This is a genomic window from Streptomyces europaeiscabiei (assembly GCF_036346855.1).
Taxonomy (GTDB): Bacteria; Actinomycetota; Actinomycetes; order Streptomycetales; family Streptomycetaceae; genus Streptomyces; species Streptomyces europaeiscabiei.
This window is the reverse complement of the sequence record NZ_CP107841.1, coordinates 4622916-4646179: the sequence shown is the minus strand read 5'-3', so window position 1 is coordinate 4646179 and position 23264 is coordinate 4622916. Positions and strand designations below refer to the sequence as shown.

General features: G+C 72.1%; 19 protein-coding genes and 1 pseudogene. 9 read left to right on the top strand and 11 right to left on the bottom strand.

Features of this window, described 5'->3' with window-relative positions; all coding sequences use genetic code 11:
* The first annotated feature begins 62 nt into the window (after window positions 1-62).
* Entirely contained in the window at window positions 63-1163 is a 1101-nt protein-coding gene (locus tag OG858_RS20125; RefSeq protein ID WP_086746603.1) for a citrate synthase 2, read from the top strand.
* An 11-nt stretch (window positions 1164-1174) separates the two neighbouring features.
* Here OG858_RS20125 and OG858_RS20120 read toward each other — a convergent pair whose 3' ends face one another.
* From OG858_RS20120 to OG858_RS20105, 4 genes are all read right to left on the bottom strand, one after another.
* Entirely contained in the window at window positions 1175-2203 is a 1029-nt protein-coding gene (locus tag OG858_RS20120; protein WP_319264791.1) for an isopenicillin N synthase family dioxygenase, read from the bottom strand.
* A 437-nt stretch (window positions 2204-2640) separates the two neighbouring features.
* A complete protein-coding gene (locus tag OG858_RS20115; RefSeq protein WP_327724256.1) occupies window positions 2641-3282 on the bottom strand; it encodes a maltokinase N-terminal cap-like domain-containing protein in 642 nt (213 codons plus the stop codon).
* A gap of 229 nt (window positions 3283-3511) precedes the next feature.
* Complete coding sequence (locus OG858_RS20110; RefSeq protein WP_319067002.1) at window positions 3512-4984, bottom strand: PAS domain-containing protein; 1473 nt, start codon at window positions 4982-4984, stop codon at window positions 3512-3514.
* Between the two features lie 190 nt (window positions 4985-5174).
* Window positions 5175-5930, bottom strand: a complete 756-nt coding sequence (locus OG858_RS20105; RefSeq protein WP_086746606.1) for an SIS domain-containing protein — start codon at window positions 5928-5930, stop codon at window positions 5175-5177.
* 489 nt (window positions 5931-6419) lie between these two features.
* On the opposite strand from OG858_RS20105, the gene OG858_RS20100 reads away from it, so the two are divergent.
* Both OG858_RS20100 and OG858_RS20095 read left to right on the top strand, forming a co-directional pair.
* Window positions 6420-7112 (top strand): metal-dependent transcriptional regulator, encoded by a 693-nt coding sequence (locus OG858_RS20100; RefSeq protein WP_037705345.1) that lies wholly within the window; start codon window positions 6420-6422, stop codon window positions 7110-7112.
* A gap of 947 nt (window positions 7113-8059) precedes the next feature.
* Window positions 8060-8917, top strand: coding sequence for an alpha/beta fold hydrolase (locus OG858_RS20095; RefSeq protein WP_086746607.1), 858 nt, complete (start codon window positions 8060-8062; stop codon window positions 8915-8917).
* A 141-nt stretch (window positions 8918-9058) separates the two neighbouring features.
* Here the strand turns inward: OG858_RS20095 and OG858_RS20090 are convergent.
* The 4 genes and pseudogenes from OG858_RS20090 to OG858_RS20075 form a co-directional block, all read right to left on the bottom strand.
* Window positions 9059-9250, bottom strand: a pseudogene (locus OG858_RS20090) (MFS transporter); the annotation flags it as partial.
* 89 nt (window positions 9251-9339) lie between these two features.
* The gene (locus tag OG858_RS20085; protein WP_319264786.1) at window positions 9340-10950 is read right to left on the bottom strand and encodes a transporter; all 1611 of its coding nucleotides are present in this window, start codon (window positions 10948-10950) and stop codon (window positions 9340-9342) included.
* Window positions 10947-11729 carry an ABC transporter ATP-binding protein gene (locus tag OG858_RS20080; protein ID WP_046709485.1) on the bottom strand — a complete coding sequence of 261 codons (783 nt, stop codon included), beginning with the start codon at window positions 11727-11729 and terminating at the stop codon, window positions 10947-10949. Before OG858_RS20080 ends, OG858_RS20085 begins: the two co-directional genes overlap by 4 nt.
* A 139-nt stretch (window positions 11730-11868) precedes the next feature.
* Window positions 11869-12552, bottom strand: a complete 684-nt coding sequence (locus OG858_RS20075; protein ID WP_256960187.1) for a bifunctional DNA primase/polymerase — start codon at window positions 12550-12552, stop codon at window positions 11869-11871.
* 304 nt (window positions 12553-12856) lie between these two features.
* Between OG858_RS20075 and OG858_RS20070 the strand changes: the two genes are divergently transcribed.
* Both OG858_RS20070 and OG858_RS20065 read left to right on the top strand, forming a co-directional pair.
* Complete coding sequence (locus OG858_RS20070; RefSeq protein ID WP_327748748.1) at window positions 12857-14239, top strand: transcriptional regulator; 1383 nt, start codon at window positions 12857-12859, stop codon at window positions 14237-14239.
* 183 nt (window positions 14240-14422) lie between these two features.
* On the top strand, window positions 14423-16111 hold the full coding sequence (locus OG858_RS20065; RefSeq protein WP_327748749.1) for a hypothetical protein: 1689 nt from the start codon (window positions 14423-14425) through the stop codon (window positions 16109-16111).
* 108 nt (window positions 16112-16219) lie between these two features.
* Here the strand turns inward: OG858_RS20065 and OG858_RS20060 are convergent, their stop codons facing one another.
* A complete protein-coding gene (locus OG858_RS20060; RefSeq protein WP_328544651.1) occupies window positions 16220-17524 on the bottom strand; it encodes an ABC transporter substrate-binding protein in 1305 nt (434 codons plus the stop codon).
* Between the two features lie 128 nt (window positions 17525-17652).
* On the opposite strand from OG858_RS20060, the gene OG858_RS20055 reads away from it, so the two are divergent.
* Both OG858_RS20055 and purU read left to right on the top strand, forming a co-directional pair.
* Window positions 17653-18153 (top strand): SCO4402 family protein, encoded by a 501-nt coding sequence (locus OG858_RS20055; RefSeq protein WP_028797063.1) that lies wholly within the window; start codon window positions 17653-17655, stop codon window positions 18151-18153.
* 82 nt (window positions 18154-18235) lie between these two features.
* Complete coding sequence (gene purU / locus OG858_RS20050) at window positions 18236-19117, top strand: formyltetrahydrofolate deformylase (protein ID WP_086746613.1); 882 nt, start codon at window positions 18236-18238, stop codon at window positions 19115-19117.
* 169 nt (window positions 19118-19286) lie between these two features.
* Here the strand turns inward: purU and OG858_RS20045 are convergent, their stop codons facing one another.
* A complete protein-coding gene (locus OG858_RS20045; protein WP_319320015.1) occupies window positions 19287-20603 on the bottom strand; it encodes a zf-HC2 domain-containing protein in 1317 nt (438 codons plus the stop codon).
* A 434-nt stretch (window positions 20604-21037) separates the two neighbouring features.
* On the bottom strand, window positions 21038-21619 hold the full coding sequence (locus OG858_RS20040) for a sigma-70 family RNA polymerase sigma factor (RefSeq protein ID WP_086748774.1): 582 nt from the start codon (window positions 21617-21619) through the stop codon (window positions 21038-21040).
* A 515-nt stretch (window positions 21620-22134) separates the two neighbouring features.
* Here OG858_RS20040 and OG858_RS20035 point away from each other — a divergent pair.
* Both OG858_RS20035 and OG858_RS20030 read left to right on the top strand, forming a co-directional pair.
* Entirely contained in the window at window positions 22135-22551 is a 417-nt protein-coding gene (locus OG858_RS20035; RefSeq protein WP_328545317.1) for an STAS domain-containing protein, read from the top strand.
* Between the two features lie 194 nt (window positions 22552-22745).
* Window positions 22746-23258 carry an EF-hand domain-containing protein gene (locus OG858_RS20030; RefSeq protein ID WP_046708224.1) on the top strand — a complete coding sequence of 171 codons (513 nt, stop codon included), beginning with the start codon at window positions 22746-22748 and terminating at the stop codon, window positions 23256-23258.
* Window positions 23259-23264 lie beyond the last annotated feature (6 nt).

Here is a 23264-nt window from a genome sequence, read left to right as displayed (position 1 = left end):
ACATGGCACTCAGGCGTATGGTGCTTGGACCCCCTGTCGCACACATCAAGAGGAGCCGCCTGATGTCCGACTTCGTACCCGGGCTCGAAGGAGTCGTCGCGTTCGAGACGGAGATCGCCGAACCGGACAAGGAAGGCGGCGCACTCCGCTACCGCGGCGTCGACATCGAGGACCTCGTCGGCCACGTCTCCTTCGGCAACGTCTGGGGCCTGCTCGTCGACGGCGCCTTCCGCCCCGGCCTGCCACCCGCCGAGCCGTTCCCCATCCCCGTCCACTCCGGCGACATCCGCGTCGACGTCCAGTCCGCGCTGGCCATGCTCGCCCCGGTCTGGGGCCTCAAGCCGCTCCTGGACATCGACGAGGAGCAGGCCCGCGCCGACCTCGCCCGCGCCGCCGTCATGGCCCTCTCCTACGTCGCCCAGTCCGCCCGCGGCCAAGGCCACCCCATGGTCCCGCAGCGCGAGATCGACAAGGCCCAGTCCGTCGTCGAACGCTTCATGATCCGCTGGCGCGGCGAACCCGACCCGAAGCACGTCGCGGCCGTCGACGCGTACTGGACCTCGGCGGCCGAACACGGCATGAACGCGTCCACCTTCACTGCCAGAGTCATCGCGTCGACCGGCGCGGATGTCGCGGCGGCCCTCTCCGGCGCCGTAGGAGCCATGTCCGGCCCCCTCCACGGCGGCGCCCCCTCCCGCGTCCTCGGCATGATCGAAGAGATCGAACGCACGGGCGACGCCGACGCCTACGTCAAGCGCGCCCTCGACAAGGGCGAACGCCTCATGGGCTTCGGCCACCGCGTCTACCGCGCCGAGGACCCCCGCGCCCGCGTCCTGCGCCGCACCGCCCGCGACCTCGGCGCCCCCCGCTTCGAGGTCGCCGAGGCCCTGGAGAAGGCGGCCCTCGCGGAACTCCACGCCCGCCGCCCCGACCGGGTCCTCGCCACCAACGTCGAGTTCTGGGCCGCGATCGTCCTCGACTTCGCCGAGGTACCGGCCCACATGTTCACATCGATGTTCACCTGCGCCCGCACGGCGGGCTGGTCGGCGCACATCCTGGAACAGAAGCGCACCGGCCGCCTCGTCCGCCCCTCCGCGCGCTACATCGGCCCGGGCCCGCGCGACCCGCGGGCGATCGAGGGCTACGACAACATCGCCCGGTAGCCCCCGCCGCATCACGCGGGGCTGAGCAGCTCCGCGTGATGCCGCTCGGCGACCAGCGGATGCGCCCGCAACTTCCCCTTCAGCTCGTTGAACCCGTACTCGGCGAACAGCGGATTGCCCGGATCATCGGTGACCCCGGGCGCGGTGGAGGCATACGGAAAGACGAGCGGCTCGACCCGCGCGTCCAGCCGCGGGTTGTAGAAGAACGGCACGGAGAACCGCTCGGTGGCCCCCGCCGGACTGACGACCCGGTGCTTGGTGGCGAGCAGATACCCGTTGGTCGCCACCTCCAGCAGCTCCCCGAGGTTGACCACGAACGCCCCCGGAATCGGCGGCACGTCATGAAACAGCCCGTCCGCCCGCTCCACCTGAAGCCCACCGACCTGGTCCTGCAGCAACAGGGTCAGGAACCCGTAGTCCTTGTGGGTCCCCACCCCCTGGTCGCCGCCGTCCCCCGCGCTCCCGGGATACCGCACGAGCTTCAGATGCGGATGGGCCCGCTCCCCGAAGATCGGGTCGTAGAAATCGGCGGGCGCCCCGATGGAGACGAGCAGCTCACGCAGCAACCGCTGAGCCACCGAACTGAGCCGGTCGATCCACGCGAGGGCGGCGTCCCGCAGCCCCGGCAGCGAGCCCGGCCACTGGTTGGGCCCCTGCAGCCACCAGTAGGCGGGCTCACCGGCCCCCGGCAGGTGCGCGGCCCGCTCGGCCCCGATGTCCAGCTGATCCCGCCAGTCCCGGCTCCCACCCGTCCGCTCGTCCCCGGTCCGCGTGTACCCCCGGAAATGCGGCGAGTTGACGTTGTCGATGGCCAGCCGCTCGGCCTCGGGCAACGCGAAGAACCCCCGCATGGCGGCAGCGAGCCGCCCGACCTCCTCCTCACCCACCCCGTGCCCGACGAGCTGGAAGAACCCCACGTCATGCGCGGCGCTGTGCAACTGCGCGTGCAACAGCGCCCGCGCCCCGGGTCCGCGATCGGCGGCGGAGAGATCGATGATGGGCAACTGCTGATACGACGATGCCGTCGATGTGTGCGTCATGGGATGCATCCGTGGGATGAGGTAGGGCTGGGGCCGGATTCCGAGGTTCAGACGGAAGGCCGACAGCCCATGCTCGTGACGCGCACGTAGTCCACGTGCCGGCGTCGAACGAGTATCGGAAGCATGCCGAAAGGATACTGCGCCCCCACAGCAGACGACCCGCAGACTCTGGGTCCCTCCGCCCAGGGGGCGAAGAAGCCGGCCGGACGTACCGGCGAGTCTGCGGGTCGGGTGACTGCTTGAGATTGGGCCGGCTGCGCGTTCAACACGCGCTGGTCCGGCACCGCACTGTGTGTGGTGCAGGGCCGCTAGCCCGCAGCCACCTCACGCGTCCGGTTGCAATACATCTGCCGAACCACCTCCTCTCTCGTGTACCGCACACACTAAGAAGCGCTCGGAGGACGCTCAAGTGATTTTCCGAGGGGATTGCCGAGGAATTACCGCAGTACGGCGAAGACCGCGCGGGTCCGGGTGTCGTCCGGCAGCGTCCAGTGCCCTGTGACCTGGCCCTTTACGGGGAACGGGAGGTCGAGGGCGCCCGGGTGGAGGACGCGGTTCAGGTGGAGGACGGTGCCCTCGGGCCGGAGGAGCAGCTCGGTGGCTTCCGGGGTGTCGGTCGTGGTGAGGGTGGCCGCGGACAGCGGGCCTTCGCCCATGTAGGAGCGGGTGACCTCGTGGTCCGGGGTGTCCGTGAGGCTCTGTGCCTGGGGTTCGGCGCGGCCCTCGAACAGGGCCAGTAGCCGGGCCAGAAGCACCGGGTCCTGGACTCCGTCGTAGACCCAGCGCCTGCCCAGTACGCCGTGTTCCATGGTGCCGATGAGAGCGTGCTCGGCGTCGGGGAGAGGGGCGCCCCGATAGGTGAGAGGCGCCAGGTAGTGGACCGGGGTGGGGCCGGAGGTGTCGGTGGCGACCATGAACTCGATGCCGACCTCGCCCTCGGGGTCGTCGAGGCGGAAGCCGCCGGCCTTGGTCAGCACCGGGGCGGCCGGGCCGCCGGCGTACCAGGGGCGGGTGGGCAGCCAGGAGGTGAGGAGTTCGAGCTTGGTGGGCTTGAGGGTGGTTTGGTGGATGACAGCCATGGCGGGATTCTCCGCCGGGTCCACGAGCGGAGGCGAGCCCTTTGTCTCGCGCCTGCCAGTCCCCCGCCCGCCAGTGCTCTCGGGGGCGTCGGGCGCCCGCCGGTCACCGGCGGCGCGTGCGGCTGGTCGCTCGCTGCCCGCCACCGGCTCGCCGCTCCGTCGGGCTCTCGGCCGTCGCCGTGCCGGTTCGCGTCCGCGGCGCTTCCGCCCGCGGCGGTTTCCGCCCCGGTTACTCCGCCGACCTCTCCAGCGCCTCCAGATCCAGTGCCGTGGCGATGCGTACGGCGATGTCCTCGGCGTAGACCGCGTCGGTGCGCTCGAAGGGGGTGCGGTTGGCGCTGCGGAGGAAGGTGACGACGCCGAGGGTGCGGCCGCGGCTGCGGAGGACGGTGCAGAGGGAGTGGACGGTGTCCGCCGGCCACTGGCGGCCGGTGGCCCAGTTGCGGGCCGCTTCCGGGGGAGCCGTGCCGGCGCTGGCGCGGACCGAGCCCGCCCGGTCCACGCACTGCAGGGCGGGGTGGCCGGGGCCGTAACGGACCGGGATGCCGGCGTGGCCGGCGAGGTGACTGGGGCCGGGCTGGCCGGTGGGGGTGGCGGCGACGCGGACGAGACGGGCGGGGCCTGTGCCGTCGGTGAGGGAGCCGCCGGCGACGCGGTCGATGAGGGCGTGGTCGGCGAAGCCGGCGAGGGCGAAGTCGAGGTGGACGGTGGCGGCCTCGCCGGGGTCCTCGCACTCGGCGGCGGCGCGTGCGGCCCGGTGGAGCTGGTTGGCGCGGAAGCGGAGCTGCGCGGCCTCCTGCTCGGTCTGTTTGGCTTCGGTGATGTCCTGGAAGAGCCAGCCGACGCCGAGGGGAACCGGTTCTTCGGCCAGCGGTGAGGCGAGGCGGAGGAAGCCGCTGCGCCAGCAGCGGCGCTTCTCGCCGTCGGGGGTGCGGACGCCGACCCAGATCTCGGCGGGCGCGGGCGGGGCGCCCTCGGCGAGGACGTGGGTGAGGGCGCTCTCCAGTTCCTCGACGCCCTGGGCGAGCAGTTCGCCGAGGGGGCGTCCGAGGACGGCCGTGCGGCCGATGCCGAGGGCGCGGGCGGCGTGGGCGTTGACGACGGCGGGCCGCAGGTCGGCGTCGACGAGGACGACGCCCCAGGAGGCGTCCTCGAAGAGGGCTTCGCTGAGGGCGATGGAGCGTTCGAGGTCGATCTGCGCGTGGACCTCGCTGAAGGCGCAGTACAGGCCGGCGGGCTTGCCGTCGGGTCCGCGTACGGCGGCGGACTGGGTGCGTACGAGGACGCGTCCGCCGTCCTTCGTGACCAGGGCGAACTCGTGGACCTGTCGGCCGGCGGCGTGCATGGCGGCCATCAGCCGCCCCTCGACCTCCTCGGCGTCGGCGGTGCGTACGGCCCACCCGGCGAATCCGCGGCGTCCTACGGCCTCCCCCACGCTCCAGCCCAGGATGCGTTCGGCCTCGCGGTTCCAGTGGGTGACGACGCCGTCGGCGTCGAACGCGCACAGGGCCGCGTCCATCCCGTCCAGCAGGGCGGCGAGGAGATCCGAGCCACCGGTGTCCGTGGAGCCCTCGGTGCCTTCGGTGTCCTCGGTGTTCACCGTGCCCTCGATGTCCTTGGTGTCCTCGTCCGTCGGACCGGTCCGCTCGGGCTCGTCGGGTCCGAGCTCGTCGGTGGTCCCACTACGCCGGGAAGCACTCACCTGAACCCCCTGCAGGCTGCGGTTGCGTCCGCATGTACGGCTGGTACGGCGCGTCGGTTCGCTCGCTCACCATCATTCAACTCGAACGTGACCCAGCCCACATCTGGTTCACGCAAGATGCGGACGAAATCGTTGTACGCCGGATTTCCTCCTCACCCTTCTCAACGTTCCCACGAACCAGGGTGCTCAGTCAGCGCAGGTAGAAGATGCGGTCGCCGTACTCCCGCATGACCCGGTCGTTCCAGTCGAGCCCGCCGTCGACGTTCCCGGAGCGGAGCAGGGGCGGTTCGATGCCCCGGTCCGCGAGGCAGGCGGCGGCGGTGGCCATGACCGACTGGAGGATCGCGGAGGTGACGACGGTGGAGGCCGGGGCGAAGGGGGCGGGGACGGCGTCGAGGGTGAGTGTCGCGTCGCCGACCGCGATCTTCGAGTCGAGGACGAGGTCGCAGTGGTCCTTGAGGAAGGTGCCGGAGGTGTGGCGTGATGTCGTCTCCGTGGCGTACGCGACCGAGGTGACTCCGATGACCTTCACCCCCAGTTCCCGGGCGTGCGCGGCCATCTCCACGGGCAGGGCGTTGCGGCCGGAGAGCGAGATCACCACGAGGAGGTCGCCGGCCCGCAGCGGGCTGGTGTCGAGCACGGCGGTGGCGAGGCCGTCGACCCGTTCCAGTGCCGAACCGAGGGTGGCGGGCAGTACGTCGACGCCTACCGCGCCGGGGACGGCCAGCAGGTTCATCAGCGCGAGACCGCCGGCCCGGTAGACGAGGTCCTGGGCGGCGAGTGACGAGTGCCCGGCTCCGAACGCGAAGAGCCGGCCCCCGTCGGCGACGGTGGCCGCGATCATCTCGCCGGCCGCGGCGACGGCCTCCGCCTCTTCGTCTCTCACGCGCTCCAGCAGTCCGATCGCCGCGTCGAGGAAGCGTCCGCCCAGCCTGCCGTCGTCCATGTGTGAACCCCTCAGCCCTGTCGCCGGCCCGTAGTGTCGCCGATCACGTTAAAGGTCTGGACCACCGAGGTGTCAATATGGCCGGGAGGGGGTCGTGGGCTTTCCTCGCCCCCGCCGCCCCTGCCTGTCCCGTCCCCAGGGGGTGCGCCCCTTCGACCCCCGGCCGTGGGTCCGTCGTGGTTGTTCGCGCGGTTCCCCGCGCCCCTGGCCGCGGGGTGCAGCCCCTGTCTTTTCAGGGGTGCGGGGAACCGCGCGGCCGGCCGTGAACCACTCACACCCGCTCGCGGTCCGAAACCTCCCGAGTTCCTTCGTTGCCGTCAGGAATGGGGCTTCAGGTCACAAATCGGCCACTCGACGCGAGTCATACCGCCGTCGTTCCCCCGGCGCCACCCGGTTGTCAGTCGGATGCGTAAGAATTGGGTCCAGGGTCAGCGCAGCAAGCCGGTGTGGCCTTCGAAGCCTCCGGCTGAATCTCATCGAGGGGCACGTATGTCCGGACTGATCGATACGACGGAGATGTATCTCCGCACCATCCTCGAGCTGGAGGAGGAAGGTGTGGTCCCCATGCGCGCCCGGATCGCCGAGCGGCTCGACCAGAGCGGCCCGACGGTGAGCCAGACGGTCGCGCGCATGGAGCGTGACGGCCTGGTGTCCGTCGCCGCGGACCGCCACCTGGAGCTCACCGAGGAGGGGCGTCGGCTGGCGACGCGCGTGATGCGCAAGCACCGCCTCGCGGAGTGCCTGCTCGTCGACGTGATCGGCCTGGAGTGGGAGCAGGTGCACGCGGAGGCGTGTCGCTGGGAGCACGTGATGAGCGAGGCGGTCGAGCGCCGTGTCCTGGAGTTGCTGCGCCACCCGACCGAGTCGCCGTACGGAAACCCGATCCCGGGCTTGGAGGAGCTGGGCGAGAAGGACGGTGCGGATCCCTTCCTGGACGAGGGCATGGTGTCGCTCGCGGACCTCGATCCGGGCACGGAGGGCAAGACGGTCGTCGTGCGCCGGATCGGCGAGCCGATTCAGACGGACGCCCAGCTGATGTACACGCTGCGCCGCGCGGGCGTGCAGCCCGGTTCCGTGGTGAGCGTGACGGAAGCGGCCGGCGGTGTCCTCGTGGGCAGTGGCGGCGAGGCGGCGGAACTGGCGGCGGACGTCGCTTCCCACGTGTTCGTCGCCAAGCGCTGACACTTGATCGTCGAGCACTGACCCCCGCCCACGCCGATCGCCCGGCGCCGCCACCGCCGCGCCGCCGTGCCCACCGCCGACACCCGTGCGGGATCGTCCGGCGGTGGCGCGCGTACACGTCGGCGGCGCGGTCAGGGGCACGCGCGCCGACCGGTTTCGACCACCCGGTGTCGGTCCGTGCCGCTCCCTGGCGGCGTCTGTTCGGCAGGTGTCGGCCGATGTTCGTATCACCCGCCAACTCCCGGTGCGGAAGGGGAAGTTGTGACCTTCCGAGGCCCCTGTGCGGGATCCCGTCGAATCGAAGATTCAGTGCGCCGAATCGCAGCGCGCGGGCCGTTCGCATGCGAGGCTTGCGCGTGAGGCATATGACCTGAAGGGCTCTTGGCCGCCCGAGACGGCGGATCTCCGGTGGTGGAGGAGGGGGCGGGGCGGATGTGCCGTGGACATGAGGAGGGCCCCGGCGCCGTGCGGCGCCGGGGCCTGTCCTCCCCTGTGCTGACCCGGAGCCCCGAGCTCCCAGGGTCATTCCCCTCGGACCGTTTTCCCCGAGCGGTCCGCCTCCCGTTGAAGATCTCCCCTCGGCGGCGGCGGGCAACCCTTGAGGGAGGTCACTCGAACGAGGGGTGTTGTCGCCAAGAGCGGCATCTTCGAATGTGTATTCGATAATGTGTGCGGCGTGGCGTTGCGTGCCCCGTGCCATAACTGATGCACACACCCCACACGTAACGTGTCAACCGATATGCACGCTGTAACACAAGTGCCCGCCGTCCGAGCGGCGCGCACGGCGGCGACAGCAGCCGGAGCACCGGCGGAAGCGACAGCGGATGCAACGCGGAAGCAGCAGGGGAACAGAGGTACGGCAGCAGTTGGGACGAGTGGACCGGCCGGCTCGAAGCGGGAGCGAGAGGCGGGAGCGAGCGGTCCGGGCGGGAGTCTGGGGGGTGCCAATGGTGCGGCGCATCGACGTGACGGGAGCGGGCGGCGTGAGTCTCGCCGCCTGGGAGTTCGACGACCCGCCCAAGACCGGTGACAACGAGCCCCGGCCCGGGGTGCTCTTATTGCACGGCCTCATGGGCCGCGCCTCGCACTGGGCCCCCACCGCCCGCTGGCTCTCCGAACGGCACCGCGCCGTCGCACTCGACCAGCGGGGCCACGGCCAGAGCGCGAAGCCCGAGCAGGCCGCGTACACCCGAGAGGCATACGTCGACGACGCCGAGGCCGCCGTCGAACAGCTGGGCCTCGCCCCGGTCGTCCTCATAGGCCACGCCATGGGCGCGCTGACGGCCTGGCAGCTGGCCGCCCGCCGACCGGACCTGGTGCGCGGCCTCATCATCTGCGACATGCGGGCCTCGGCGCTCGGCGCCGCCTCGCAGCGCGAGTGGGAGAGCTGGTTCAAGGCCTGGCCGCTGCCCTTCGCCACCCTCGCCGACGTCCGCAAGTGGTTCGGTGAGGACGACCCCTGGGTGGAGCGCCCCAGCCCGTCCCGCGGCGAGTTCTACGCCGAGGTCATGCACGAGGGCCCCGATGGCTGGCGGCCCGTCTTCGACCCCGAACAGATGCTCAAGACCCGCGAGACCTGGGTGTACGACGCGCACTGGGAGGAGCTGACGCAGGTCTGCTGTCCCGCCCTCGTCGTCCGCGGCCTCGACGGTGAGCTGGGCCGCGCCGAGTCCCAGGAAATGGTCCGCGTCCTGCCCCACGGCCAGTACGCGGAGGTCGCCGACGCGGGCCACCTCGTCCACTACGACCAGCCGGACGCGTGGCGCGCGGCGATAGAGCCGTTCCTGGACAGCTTCGCGGACTGAGCGGGAGGGCCTCGAAAACTCTCCGGGGCCCGCCCGCGTCCCACGGCCTGCGGCTGTGAACTCGGCGCGGATCGGCCCCGAAAGAGGACGCGAACCACGCTCAGGCAGAACCACCCGCACCGGGCCACCGCGCCAGCAGGACGGGGCGAGCAGTCCGGCCGTCCCGTACGTCGGGAGGAGCGGGAGGAGACCGACGCCGACGGTCGCGACCCCCATCAGGAGAAGGGAGACGACGAGCGCCCGCTTGCGGCCGACCCAATCGCCGATGGTGCCGAACAGGACAACGCCGATGGGGCGGGCCAGGAAGGCGGCCGCGAAGGTGAGGAACGCCGCCGTGATCCTCTGCCACATTCCCGCAGGTGTCCTCGGTCATGACGGTCACCTTCGGGGAGGGCAGCCGTCCGGAACGGCGGACTCCCGGCCTACGCCCTGCTCACCGCCGTCAGGATCTCCGGCAGCCGCCCCGCCGTCCGGGGTGCCGCCAGCCGCAGTCCCAGCTCCGTGATCCCCGCCCCGTACGCCGTTCCCACCGGCAGCAGCAGCCACGTCCAGGAGCCGCCGCCCGCCGAGACGTGCAGCCAGACGGTGAGGCCGATGACCGGGAGGCAGAGGAGGGCGGCGGCCACCATGCCGCCGAAGACGGAGATCCAGGCGAGGCCGGCCTGCCCGGGGGCGACACCCTTGTAGCCCTCCTGGGGGATGGAGTAGGGGAAGAGGGCGGAGGACCAGGCACCGGTGGCGAGCATCGCGCCGAGGAGGGCGAAGGAGAGGCCGAGGGCCTCGGGGAGGGCGGGCCAGTCGCCGAGGAGCGCGGTGGTCAGGACGGTGACGAGGGTGGCGTACGGCAGGGTGATGACCAGCAGCGCCAAGGCGCGGCCGCGCAGTTCGACGTACGCGTCGCGCGTGGACGAGATCGTCATGGCGACCATCCAGAACGCCGAGGTGTCCTGCCCGAACTGGTTGTACATCAGGATGCCGAGCATCCCCGCCGCGAAGCAGGCGATGTAGACCGAGCCGGTGCCCTGAAGGGCGTTGAAGACGGGAACGATCAGACCGATGGCGAGCGAGGTCACCCACGCCGCCTTCGTCCTCGGGTCCCGCCAGATGTAGCGCAGGCTGCGTTCCATGGTCGTGCCGGTGCGGCCGACGGGGAGGAGCCGCCGCAGGCCGGTGGAGCGTGTCCGTCCCCGGCCCGAGTCGTCGGCCTGGAGTGTGGAGCCGTCCGGGGAGGTCATCAGCCGGGTGAGCGTCCGCGCCCACAGGCGCAGCAGAACCGTCAACGCCACTACGGACAGCGTCAGTTGGGCCACCGCGACCCCGTACGACCCCTCGCTCGCCGCATGCACCGCGCCGATCGCCGACGACGGCGGGACCCAGCTCAGTACGTCCGCCACCGGATCCAGCTGTCCGAGACCGGACGAACTGAGGCGCTGGACGCCGAAGTTGACCGCCTGGGCGCCGATCGCGATCACGAGGCCGCTCAGGACGGCGAGGTCGCGGCCCCGACGGCTGGTCAGGAGACGGACGTTGGCGGCGGCCACCGCGCGGGCGAGCGCGACGCAGCACAGGAGGGTGAGGGGGACGGCGGCGACGGCGGTGACGTACGCGCCCGTGCCCCGGGCCACCGCGACGACCGAGCCGACGAGCACGCACAGCGTGAACAGCGGGCCGATGCCCACCAGGGAGGCCGCGAGCAGTGCCCGTACGAGCGGGCGCGGGCGCAGCGGCAGCATCACCAGCCGCGTCGGATCCAGCGTCTCGTCCCCGCCGGGGAAGAACAGCGGCATCACCGTCCACCCGAGCGCCAGCAGTGCCACCAGCGGCACACTCACGGCCGCCGCGTGCTCGTCGCCCCGCAGCGCGACCAGCCCGATCAGCTGGAGCGCCGCGAACAGCAGCACGAACACCACGGACGCGATGTACGCGGCCCGCCGCCCGGCCGACTGCCGTAGCCCGTTGCGCAGCAGAGACAGCTTCAGCCGTACGAGGACGGAGGTCACCGGCGCGGCACCCGACGGGCCCGCCGTGCTCATCGGCCGCCCGCCCCGCCGCCCAGCCAGTCCAGATCCGAGCCCGTGTCCCGTTCGCCGGCGCCCACCAGTTCCAGGAACGCCCGCTGCAGCGAGGGCGCGTCACCGCGTACGTCGGCGAGCGGGCCGTGGGCGCGGATGCGGCCGGCGACCAGGACGGCCACCCAGTCGCAGAGGGACTCGACCAGTTCCATGACGTGGGAGGAGAAGACGACCGTGGCACCGGAGGCGGTGTACCGCTCCAGGACGCCTCGGATGGTCTGGGCGGAGACGGGGTCGACGCCCTCGAACGGCTCGTCCAGGAAGAGGACTTCGGGGTTGTGGAGGAGGGCCGCGGCGAGGCCGGTCTTCTTGCGCATGCCCGTCGAGTAGTCGACGACGAGCTTGTGCTGGGCGCCCGCGAGGTCGAGGACGTCGAGCAGCTGGGTGGCCCGCCTGTCGACCTCGGCGCCGGGCAGTCCGCGCAACCGCCCTGTATAGGCGAGGAGTTCACGCCCGGTGAGGCGCTCGAAGAGGCGCAGCCCCTCCGGGAGGACACCGATGCGGGCCTTCACCTCGACCGGGTCCCGCCACACGTCGTGCCCGACGACCTCCACGGACCCCTGGTCGGGGCGGAGCAGCCCGGTGACCATCGACAGGGTGGTGGTCTTCCCGGCCCCGTTCGGTCCGACCAGCCCGATGAACCGCCCGGCGGGCAGCTCCAGATCGATCCCGGCGACGGCGACCTGGGCCCCGAACCGCTTCCAGAGCCCCTGGACACGTACAGCGACGACGTCACTCACTCCGGCTGCCCCTTCGGGTAGACAGTGCCCCCGGTCCTTCAGGGGCGCGGGGCGAAGTCGATGCGGCTCCGCCGCGCGGGCGCGAGCAACCACGACCGACGCGCGGCCGCACACACAACCCGCAGCCCCGCCCGGAACGCTACCGGCGCCCGTCCCGCCCGCACGCGTAGGAGAGCGGCGAGATCAACTCCTCCGCGTCCGGCAGCCACCGGTTCGCCGGCGTGGGCCGTCGGGCCCACTGCACGGCCCCCCGCGACCCGTACCGCGTCGGCGGAGCCGCCACGTACTCGCCCTCACCCAACGCCTTGAGGTCGAGTACCAGCGGCGACCAGCCCAGTTTCCGTACGAGGTCGGGGACCTTGACGGAGGCGCCGGGCAGCACGAAGAAGTGCATCCGGCGATCCGGCGTCCAGGTCACCGGCCCGAGCGTCAGTTCCATGCGTTCCATGCGGGCCAGCGCCAGCAGGCCGGCGGTCTCGGGAACGTCGATGGTGTCGAACGTACGGCCGGTCGGCAGCAGGATCGAGGCGGTGGGCTGCTTCGACCACAGGCGGCGTGCGACGGTCGCACTGCCTGTCGCCTGGGTCGCCCAGTCCTCGCGCGCCGGGTGCGCGCCGGGGGTGGCGCACGCCGGGTTGCCGCAGGAGCACTGCTGCGTCCCGTCGACGGCTTCCAGCCATGTGCCGGGGAACACGTCCCAGTGGCGCTCTTCGGTGTATCGAACGGCGGTGTCCAGCAGCGATTCGCCGCGCTGCTTCGGGATTTGGGCAGCTTCAGGGCCCGCGATGGTCTCTTCCACGATGAACACAACTCTAGCGGTCATCAGGGGTTACGGAAGTCACATGCGCGGGGGAGAGCATCGCCGACGGGGCCGGGGCGCATGGGTGCACGGCCGGGGGCGCGCGGGAGGGATCACGGAGTGAGCCGGGTAGCCACGTGTGGGGTACAGCATCCGTGTTTACCCCGGCATCTTAGGTATGTCTCGCATCTTCGGTATGTCGGCGGGGCATTGATCTTCGAGGCCGGATCCTTTCGATATGTGGGTACACGCATGCGAGGGGCACCGGCCGCTGAAGACACGTCAACTCGGTGCGTGGGCACGGCACCACAGCCACAGGGGGTACGCCATGGCCGCAAGGCCGCTCGTCGCCAGGCAGCCGAACGAACGCCTGCAGGCGCTCATCCAGGAAGCGGGTTGCTCCAACGCCGGGCTGGCCCGGCGGGTCAACATGTGCGGCGCGGAGCACGGTCTGGATCTCCGCTACGACAAGACGTCCGTGGCGCGCTGGCTGCGTGGACAGCAGCCTCGGGGCCGGGCGCCCGCGATCATCGCCGAGGCCCTGGGCCGCAAACTGGGCCGGACGGTCACGATCGACGAGATCGGCATGGCCAACGGCAAGAACCTCGCGTCCGGTGTCGGCCTCCAGTTCTCACCGACGGTGCTGGGAGCGATCGAGCAGGTCTGCGAGCTGTGGCGCAGCGACGTGGGGAGGCGGGACTTCCTCTCCGGGTCGTCCGTCGCGGCCTCCGCGCTCGTCGAGCCCAGCCGCGACTGGCTGATCTCCGCGCCGGACTCCCAGGTGGCCCGCTCGGCGGGGCCCCGGGTCGGGTCGGCCGACGTGGCGGCCGTGGGCGCGATGACCCAGGCGCTCGTCGACCTCGACCACCAGTACGGCAGCGGGCATGTGCGGCCGGTCGTCGTGCACTACCTCAACAGCGTCGTCTCGGGGCTGCTGGCCGGCTCCTACCGGGAGTCGGTGGGGAGGGAGTTGTTCGCCGCGGTCGCCCGGCTGACCGAACTCGCCGGGTACATGGCCGTCGACACCGGACAACCCGGCCTCGCCCAGCGGTACTACATCCAGGCGCTCCGCCTCGCCCAGGCAGCCGGCGACCGAGCGTACGGCGGTTACGTCCTCGCCGCGTCCATGAGCCACCTCGCCGCGCAGCTCGGAAACCCGCGTGAGATCGCACAGTTGGCGCGCGCGGCGCAGGAAGGGGCGCGGGGGCGGGCCACACCGCGTGCGGAGTCGATGTTCCACGCGGCGGAGGCGCGCGGGCACGCGCTGATGGGCGACGCGCGCGCCGCGCAGGCGGCCGCGGGGCGGGCCGTGGAGGCGCTGGAGGGCGCGGACCCCTTCTCCGGGGACGACCCGGCGTGGATCAAGCACTTCGACGAGGCCTATCTCGCCGACGAGTTGGCGCACTGCCATCGGGATCTGGGGCAGGCGGAGGCGGCGGCGCGGCGGGCCGAGGAGTCGCTGGCGAAGCATCCGCAGTCGCGGGCCCGGCGGCGGGCGATCGGGTATGTGCTGCTCGCCACGGCACAGGTGCAGCAGCGGGAGGTGGAACAGGCCTGCCACACGGGGACGAAGGCGGTGGAGCTGCTGGGGTCGCTCCGGTCGAACCGGGGGGCCGAGTATCTGGAGGACTTCCAGCAGCGGCTGGAGCCGTTCAGGGAGGAGGCGGTGGTCAGGGAGTTCGGGGCGCGAATGGAGTTGCAGGCTGCGTAGAACGCTTCGGGTGGGGGACTCGGTCGTCTCGCGACCGCGGGCGGGTCGTGGCGGTCGTGCGGTTTCCCGCGCTCCTGAGAGGGGCTTCGCCCCTCATCGGGACGCGGGTGGTGCTCGGACTGTCATCCGGACCCGGTAGCGTGAGTCGACGATTCCGGAAGTCCCCCATTCGTAGGAGTCTCGGTGACGCAGAGTGGACAGGGCGAGGAGCCCTCGGCGCGGAACGCGCGCGAAGGCATCGTGCTGCCCTCGGACGGTGGGGCGCCGCTCCATCCGAGCGATCTGCCGCCGGCACCGCTGCCGCCGGCCCCGGTCCAGCCGTGGGACCAGCAGCAGTGGGGTTCCGAGGGGGCCGCGCCGCCCGCCCAGCAGCCTGCCGACCACTGGAACAGCGAGCCTTCCGCGCAGCCCGCCCCGGGGTGGGGCGGCCAGGAGGCGCACGACGCGTACGGCGCTCAGGGTGGGCACGCCGCGTACGGCACCCACGGCGCCGGGTACGGCGCCCAGGCCGGGTACGGCGCTCAGGCCGGGTACGGCGCCCAGGGCGGGCTGCCGTTGCCGCAGGAGGGTTCCCAGGGGCCGTCGTACGGGGCCGAGGGGTACGGCGGGGCGGGGTCGGGTGCGCCGTTGCCGCCGGTCGCGGGTGAGGTGGCCCTGCCGCCGCCCGCCGCGCCGCCGATGGACGAGGGGGCCACCCAGTACATCCCGTTCGTGCCGTCGGCCGGGGCCGTGCCGGTGGACGAAGGGGCGACGCAGTACATACCGCCGGTGGCCGCGCAGGCCTCCGTCGCGGAGGCCGCCACGCAGTTCCTGCCGCCGGTCGGGCCGGGCGCGCTGCCGCCGGAGTCGTCGGCCGACGCGACGGCGTACCTGGGGCGGGTGCCGGACCACGGTGCCGGGCCCCTGCCGCCCACCGCGAACCCCGTACAGCACCCGCACGCGGCGCCCGCGGGGAACCCGGACGCCGAGCCCACGCAGTTCATACCGCCGGTGGCCGCGCAGCCCCAGCCCCGGCCGTACGGTGTGCCGGGGCGGCAGCGGGCTCAGCAGCCGCAGCAGCAGCCGGACGTGTTCGACAGTCTCTTCCGGAGCGAGACGGGGGCGGGGGGTGCCGCCGGGGCCACTCAGCAGATGCCGAGGGTCGAGCACGCGCCCGCCCCGCAGCCGCCGCAGGGCCCCGGTGGCCACGGCGGTCACGGTGGGCGGGGCTCGGCGAGACGGGAGAGCGGGGGCGGAGGGGGCGGCCGTACGAAGTCCCGGGTGCCGCTCATCGCGCTCGTCGGGGTCGGGATCGCGGTGCTCGGGATCGGGGCGGGTGCCCTGATGGCCGGGTCGGGGGACGACGCGGCGCAGAACGACAACAAGCCCGTCGCGGCGACCGGGGCGCCCGAGGAGTCGGCGTCCGCGTCGGCGGACCCGGCCAAGGAGCAGGCGGTCGCGCTGGACAAGCTGCTGGCGGACAGCGGCGACAGCCGGAACAGCGTGATCAAGGCCGTCGCGAACATCAGGACCTGCACCAACCTGGGCCAGGCCGCCACCGACCTCCGGGACGCGGCGAAGCAGCGCAACGACCTGGTCACCCGGCTCGGCGAGCTGTCCGTCGACAAGCTGCCGGACCACGAGGCCCTGACCACCTCGCTCACCAAGGCCTGGCAGGCCTCCGCCTCCGCCGACAACCACTACGCCGCGTGGGCCGACCAGACCGCCGGGCGGAAGGGCTGCAAGAAGGGCCAGGCTCGCGCCACCGGCCAGACCCAGGCGGGAAACCAGGCCAGCGGCACCGCCAGCGCCGAGAAGACCAAGGCCGCCAAGCTCTGGAACACGATCGCCACCACCTACGCCCTGACCCCACGCCAGGCGGTCCAGCTGTAGGAACCGGCGCGGCCTTGCGCTGCGGCGGGGCCGCGGCTGAACCGCTGCGCCGGGTCATCCGGGCCCGCCGACGGCCATGGCCCGCCGCCCGGACCCGCGCCCCGTCGCTCAGCTGTCCGCCTCCACCAGTGTCGTCTCCACGTTCACGAACCCCCGTCGGGCGGCGACGAGCCGGCCCTTGCGGACGACCTGGAAGGTGACGTCGGGGTTGATGAGGCGGGGGAAGCCGGCGGAGGCGATGAGGTCTTCGAAGCGCCAGCGGAGGGGTGGGGTGAGGCCGCCCGTGGTGACCTTCAGGCCGTTGTCGAGGACGTGGCGGATCGCCTGGGAGGTCACCTCGCTCCCGCCGATCGTCTCCACGGCGGCCGTCAGCACGGTGTACGCGATCCACGTGGTCTGCACACCCGGGTCCGCCGGGTCGATCCGGTTGTCGTCGAACGCGTGCTCCCGGATCACCTCCTTCATCCGATCCCACCGCTCATCGGTCTCCACCGGGTACCAGCCGGTGACGTACGCCCCCTCGTACGGCCCCGACCTGCCACCGGTCGCGTCGATCACCGTCTGGTCGACGCTGCCGAGGACGGTCCCGGTGCGGACGCCCGGGTAGTCCTCGCGGTCCCGGCGGAAGGAGTCCATGAAGGTGAAGGTGCGGTCGCCCAGTGCGGGGACGACGCACCCCTTCGCGGCCGGGTCGGTGCTGGCCCGCCGCAGCGCCTCCCGGGCGTGTTCCCCGTACTGGGTCGCGTCCTCGGCCGCCAGCTGGTCCTCGGACCCGTCGTGGCCCCCGGACCGCAGCCCCGAGTCCAGCAGCAGCGGCAGCTGGTCGCCGGCTATCGAGTCGGGGCGTACGAGGGCGACCGGGCCGCAGGCCTCGGCGAGCTGCTCGCCGAGGCCCGCCATGAGAGAGGCCTGGCCGCCGTTGACCGGGTAGGACAGCGCGCTGCCGAACTCGTCGTCGGTGACGCCGTAGCCGCCGATGTACGGGATGCCCGCGGACTCCAGCGGGGCGAGGTAGGAACGGCCGTGCTGGCTGTAGGACCCGACGACGGCGACGACGTTCTCGTCGACGGCGCGGTGGGCGCACTTCGCGGCGGTCACGGTCTCGTTGCGGTCGTTGCAGGTCAGGATCTTCAGCTCGCGGCCGTTGATGCCACCGTTGGCGTTGACCCAGCGGGCGTACGCCTTCGCCATGGCGGGCATGCCGGGCTTGTTGGTGGCGGACGTCTTCTCCGGGGCCCAGGTCATGACGGTGACGGGGCCGTCCCCGGTACCCCCCGTGGTACCGGGGATGACCCCGCACCCGGCGACGAGTGAGGCACACGCCGCCAGCGTGGTGGCCCTGACCAGGCGTTTGGCGAGCCCTTGGGGGAGGTCTGTGGACAGGGGGGTCCGTCGTGCCCGGAAGCCAGTCATGGCTCCGCACGATTCCGTCACATCACCAACCCGGGTGTGACGGATGGTCGACATGAGGTGACCGGGAGGTGAATTGCGAAGAGCTACGATCGTATTTTTGAGTGGTTTCAGAGAGGAAGGCACGATCGATGACCGTCCAAGGTCCGGAGACCCCTTCCCGTCGCGGGCGTCGCTCATCCACCATGGGCGACATGCCACTGAACGACATGCCGTGGTGGCGCTGGCGCAGCAATGTGCGCTCCGCGCTGCACATGCTCTCCGACCCGGCGTTCCAGCAGAACGTCTGGCTGGCCGGTGTCGACGGGTACGGGGACGTCACCGACGCCGTGTACCGCCTGGTCGAGGACACCTGGCTGGACAACTGGTCCGCCGAGAAATACGTGGGCACGATCTTCCGGGACGCCCAGGAGGCGGCCCTCGTCGACACCGCCGTGCTGCGCGTGCTGCGGATCATGCACCAGGTCGGCCCGGACGCGCCGGTCTCCGCGTACGTCGACCACGAGGCCTGGCCCGAGGCCGTCCGCGCCGCCCGCGAGGCCCACGTACGCCTCTCGGCGAGCGACGGGGAGGACCCGGACACGCCGCCGCGCACCCTTGAGGTGCTGCGGATCATGACGCGGGCGGCGTAGGGCCCGGATACCGGGGCGGGCGGACGGTCCGGTCTTCGGGACGATTGCCGACATGGGTACGCCATATGGGACCCTGTCGGGCATGAACGCGCAGTCCACCCGAGCCGCGGCGCCCGCCGACCAGTACGTCCTCACCCTCGCCTGCCCGGACAAGCAGGGCATCGTGCACGCCGTGTCGAGCTACCTCTTCATGACCGGCTGCAACATCGAGGACAGCCAGCAGTTCGGCGACCACGACACGGGTCTGTTCTTCATGCGCGTCCACTTCTCGGCGGAGGCGCCGGTGAGTGTGGAGAAGCTGCGGGCCAGTTTCACGGCGATCGGTGACGCCTTCCAGATGGACTGGCAGATCAACCGGGCCGACGAGAAGATGCGCATCGTCCTGATGGTCAGCAAGTTCGGGCACTGTCTGAACGACCTGCTCTTCCGGGCGAGCATCGGGGCGCTGCCGGTGGAGATCGCGGCCGTGGTCTCCAACCACACCGACTTCGCCGAGCTGGTGGGGTCGTACGACATCCCCTTCCACCACATCCCGGTCACCAAGGACACCAAGGCGCAGGCCGAGGCGCGGGTGCTGGAGATCGTGCGCGAGGAGAACGTCGAGCTGGTCGTTCTGGCGCGCTACATGCAGGTCCTCTCGGACGACCTCTGCAAGCAGCTGAGCGGCCGCATCATCAACATCCACCACTCCTTCCTGCCGAGCTTCAAGGGCGCGAAGCCGTACCACCAGGCGCACACGCGCGGTGTGAAGCTGATCGGGGCGACGGCGCACTATGTCACCGCCGACCTCGACGAGGGGCCGATCATCGAGCAGGAGGTCGAGCGGGTGGGGCACGGCGTGACGCCCGAGGGGCTCGTCGCGGTCGGGCGGGATGTGGAGTGCCAGGCGCTGGCGCGGGCCGTCAAGTGGCATGCGGAGCGGCGGATCCTGATGAACGGGCGACGGACGGTCGTCTTCGCGTAGGGCTTTGCCCGGGGCCGGGGTGCCTGGTGGCTCGGGGGCGCGTGCGGTCGTGCGGCTGCAGGTGGGTCGTGGTTGCTCGCGCCGTTCCCCGCGCCCCTTGGCGATCCGGCGAAACCCTGACCGGCACCCGGTGAGCGCCGGTGAGCGCCTCCAAGCCCCGCTCGGCCGCTCACATCCGGCTCAACGCCGCCGCCGCGAACAGTACGTCCCTGATCGCCTCCCGGTCGCCGCCCTGACCTGCCGCGGCCTCCTCCGGAGGGACGTGTCCGGCGGCCAGGCGGCAGAACTCGACGCCGTCCAGGGCCACGTGGGCCACCTCGTGGTCGGCGGAGCCGAGGGCCGCGGGGGAGTCGAGAGGGATGAGCCACTCGCCGCCGCCGGATCCCTCGATCTCCAGACGGAGGCTGCGGCCGGGGGTCCCGGCCGGTACGAGGTGACGGCCGGGCGGGGGCGGGGACGCCAGCCCGGTCCGGCGGCGCTCGGCCAGGGACACGGGCAGCATGCGGGCCGCCAGGTCGATCATGCCGTGCAGATGGCGGCCGGAGGGCGGCTCGTACGGGTAGTCCACGGCCTCCGCGATGTCCTCCGCGTGGATCCAGCACTCGAACGCCCGGTCCAGCATCGCGTCCCGGAGGGGCAGCGCGAAGCCGCCGTACGAGACCGCCGGACGCCCCGGGTTGTCTGAGTCGTCCTGGCCGCCGCCGCCCGTGAACGACGTCGTGCGGACGATGTCGTGACTCTGCTGCCGCCAGGGCGCGCGGAGCGCACGGGTGGGCGGGAAGTGGGACGCCTTCCAGTACGCCTCGGTGCGCGCCGCCGGGGTGCCGTCGACGGGCCCCGACCCGCCGGTCTCCAGCCCGCCGAGCGGGTCTTCCAGGCCGAGCGCGGCCGCGACGAGCCCGTCCACGGTGAGCAGGTGGGCGATGACCCCGGCGACGGTCGTACGACGGCTCACCGGTCCCACACCCTCGAACCAGCGCAGCCGCACGGGTGCGTGCCAGTCGGCGGTCCCGATGTCCTGCAGCAGCGCGTCCAGCCGGGCCGTCTCCGCGTCGTACGGGGCGGCCCAGCGCGGTACCGGGATGCGCGGCGGGCGGCGGTTCAGACAGACGTCCAGCACCTGGGTGCGCAGGGCGGGGTCCAGGTCGAGGCTCTCCGGCGGGTGCAGCAGCCCCACGGCCTCCCGCAGCCGCCGCGCCTCGTCCGCGCACGCCCCGCACTCCCCGAGGTGCTCCTCGACGGCCAGCGCCTCCTCAGCCGAACAGGCCGCCAGCGCCCAGGCCCCGAGCAGCGCCTTGAGTACGCGGTGCTCCAGCACGAGGGGAGTGGGGGTGGGGTCCGGCAACGGCAACCCGGTGTCCTCCACGGAGGTACGCGGCAGCGGTATGCGCGGCGGCCTGGCCGGCTCGTCGCCGCCGCCCCGTGGCCCGGTGGGCCCGGATCCCGAGGCTCCACCGAGACCGTTCCCCTGGTCGCCGGGACTCACCGTGTCACCGTCACCACGGCCGGACGAGCCGCCTGATCCCGGCTCGCGGGGCTCGCGGGGCTCGCGGGGCTCGCCGGGCTCGCCGGGCTCGCGGGGCTCGCCGGGCTCGCCGGGCTCGCGGGGCTCGTCGGAATCACCGGCCCCGTCGGAATCACCGGCCCCGTGGAACCCCTCGGCCCCGTCGAACCCGTTGGACGCGTGCGCGCCGTCCTCGCCCGCCGACCCGTCCTCCGACGCTCCCCTGCCGCCGCCGGACTGGTCGAAGTCCCGCTCGATCTTCTCGCTGGATCCCGGCACGCTGTCCCCGTCCGACGGCCCCCTGGCCGCAGGCACCCGGCCGACGGTCGGCCATGTGTGGGGCCTGTCGGCGTGCTCGTCGGGCTGCCGGCCCTCGGGGTCGTCGTCGTGCGCCTCGAACGGGCTCGGTCCGCCGGTCACGCCGTACCCCCGGGTTCGGGCGGGGTGCCGGAGGGGCGGGTGTCGTGGGCGGTGGACAGGAGCTGGAGGCCGAGGCGGAGGCGCCGGCGGGCCTCGTCCTCGGTGACGCCGAGGTCGGTGGCGGTCTGTCGGTAGTCGCGGCGCTGGAAGTACGCCAGCTCCAGGGCGGCCCGCAACGGCGTGGGCATCGCCTGCACTATGTAGTCGGCGCGGGCCGCGACCGACGCGTGGTGGACCTTGCGCTCCAGATCCTCCGCGGTGCCCTCGCCGCCCCGGGCGAGCGCGGCGGTCTCCGTGGCGTGCAGCCGCTGCACGGCCAGGCGGTGGGTCAGCGCCGCCACCCAGGAACGCAGAGGGCCGTGCTTGGGTTCGTACGCCTCGGGGTTCTCCCAGAGCTGGAGGAACACCTCGCGGGTGATGCGGTCGGCGCCCCGCTCGTCGCCGAGGACGCGGTGGGCGAGCCCGTGCACGAGGGACGCGAACCGGTCGTACAGCTCACCGAGGGCCGCCGCCTCGCCGCGCGCCAGCCGCTGCTGCATCTTGCGGTCCCAGCGGGGCGGTGCGTCCTTCGTCGCCATACGGCCCCCTCACCCTGCTCGTACCCGCGCCGTTCCTGATGAGCACCGAGCCGTGGGCCCGGCGTCGGTCCGGCCCGTTCCGGCCCGGTTCCAGCCTGTGTGCACTGCCGTCACGAATGTAGTCGGCACCGCTGACCGCGCACGCCCCTTTATGGCAATGTGCGCCCCTCGCGGGGCCGGAGGTGGTATGACCCCTGGCGCAAGCCGTTTCCATGCCGCCCACGTGGGCGTCCGCCCGCCCTTCGTATGCTTGTACGACCCTATATGGGGCCTGATCTGCGCGAAATGGGGCCTGATCTGCACGAATCTGACTGCTCAGGACCGTGTCAGATCTATTTGCGATCAATAGTCGATCACATGTGACCGTACTAGATGGAAATCGCACCGAAAAGGCCCCGGAAATGGCTCGCCAACCACGCGCCTTCGGCGGGCCGCGGGTGTTTCATGGAACGACGGCGGGGCAGCCGCGCAAGCAGGAAGCGGTGCAGTGGCTTCCGGTTCGGCGACTGAGAGGCATCGCGGTGACGTTCGAAGTGACCGACGGCGAGCAGGGCGAACAAGGCGAGTGGGCCGTGCTGCACGTGTCCGGAGAGATGGATCTGGTGACGTCGCCCCTGCTCCGCCAGCGGGTGCACGAGGCGGTGGCCGACGGTCGCCGAAGTCTCGTCCTCGACCTCTCCGGAGTCGTCTTCTGCGACTCCAGCGGCGTGGGAGTCCTGGTCGCCACCCGGCGCCTCATGCGTTCCTGCCGGGGACGGCTCCGGCTGATCCTCCCCGCCGACGGCCACGCGGGCGGTGGCCCCTCCGAGGGTGCGCACGTCAACCGTGTCCTCGCCGCTCTGGGCGTGCGCCGCCTCTTCGACGTCCACCCCGACGTCCCCTCGGCGGTCGCTCCGGAGTCCGACGAGGAGGCCGACCCCCTGTCGGCCTGACCCCCGCATCCTCCCGATGAGCAGTACGTACGTATGAGCTGTCGCACGCGGTGCCGTCCCGGGCGGCCACACAGTTGTCCCAGAATTCCCGCAGTCTTGGTACAAGCGCCGCTTTCCCGCTCCGTCCGGGCCTCTGACGTCGTACGCTCCGTCCGAGAAGCACCCCACTTGACGTAAGGCGGGCCCGAAGAGACATGGTCAGCAGCGAGTACGAGCGCCGGATCGCCGCCCGGTTCGCCACCTTCGACCAGGACGGCAACGGCTGGATCGACCGCGAGGACTTCAGCGCGGCGAGCAAGGCGGTTCTCAACGAGTTCGGCACCACCGCCCGTTCGGACAAGGGCCAGGCCCTGTACGGCGGCGCCGAAGCCTTCTGGCAGGGTATGGCCGGAATAGCGGACCGGGACGGCGACCAGCGCATCACCCGGGACGAGTTCGTGAACGGCGCGGTCAAGCGACTGCGCGACAACCCCGACCGTTTCGCCGAGATCGCCCGCCCCTTCCTGCACGCGGCCCTCGCCGTCGCGGACACCGACGGGGACGGAAGGGCCACGGTCGAGGAGACCGCCCGGGTCCTCAAGGCCCTCGGCGCACCCGAGGAGGTCGCCACCGCGGCCGCCGCCACCCTCGACACCGACGCCGACGGCAAGGTGGACGAGGTGGAGGTCGTGACCGCGTTCGCGCGCTACTTCACCGTGCCCGAGTAATCACCG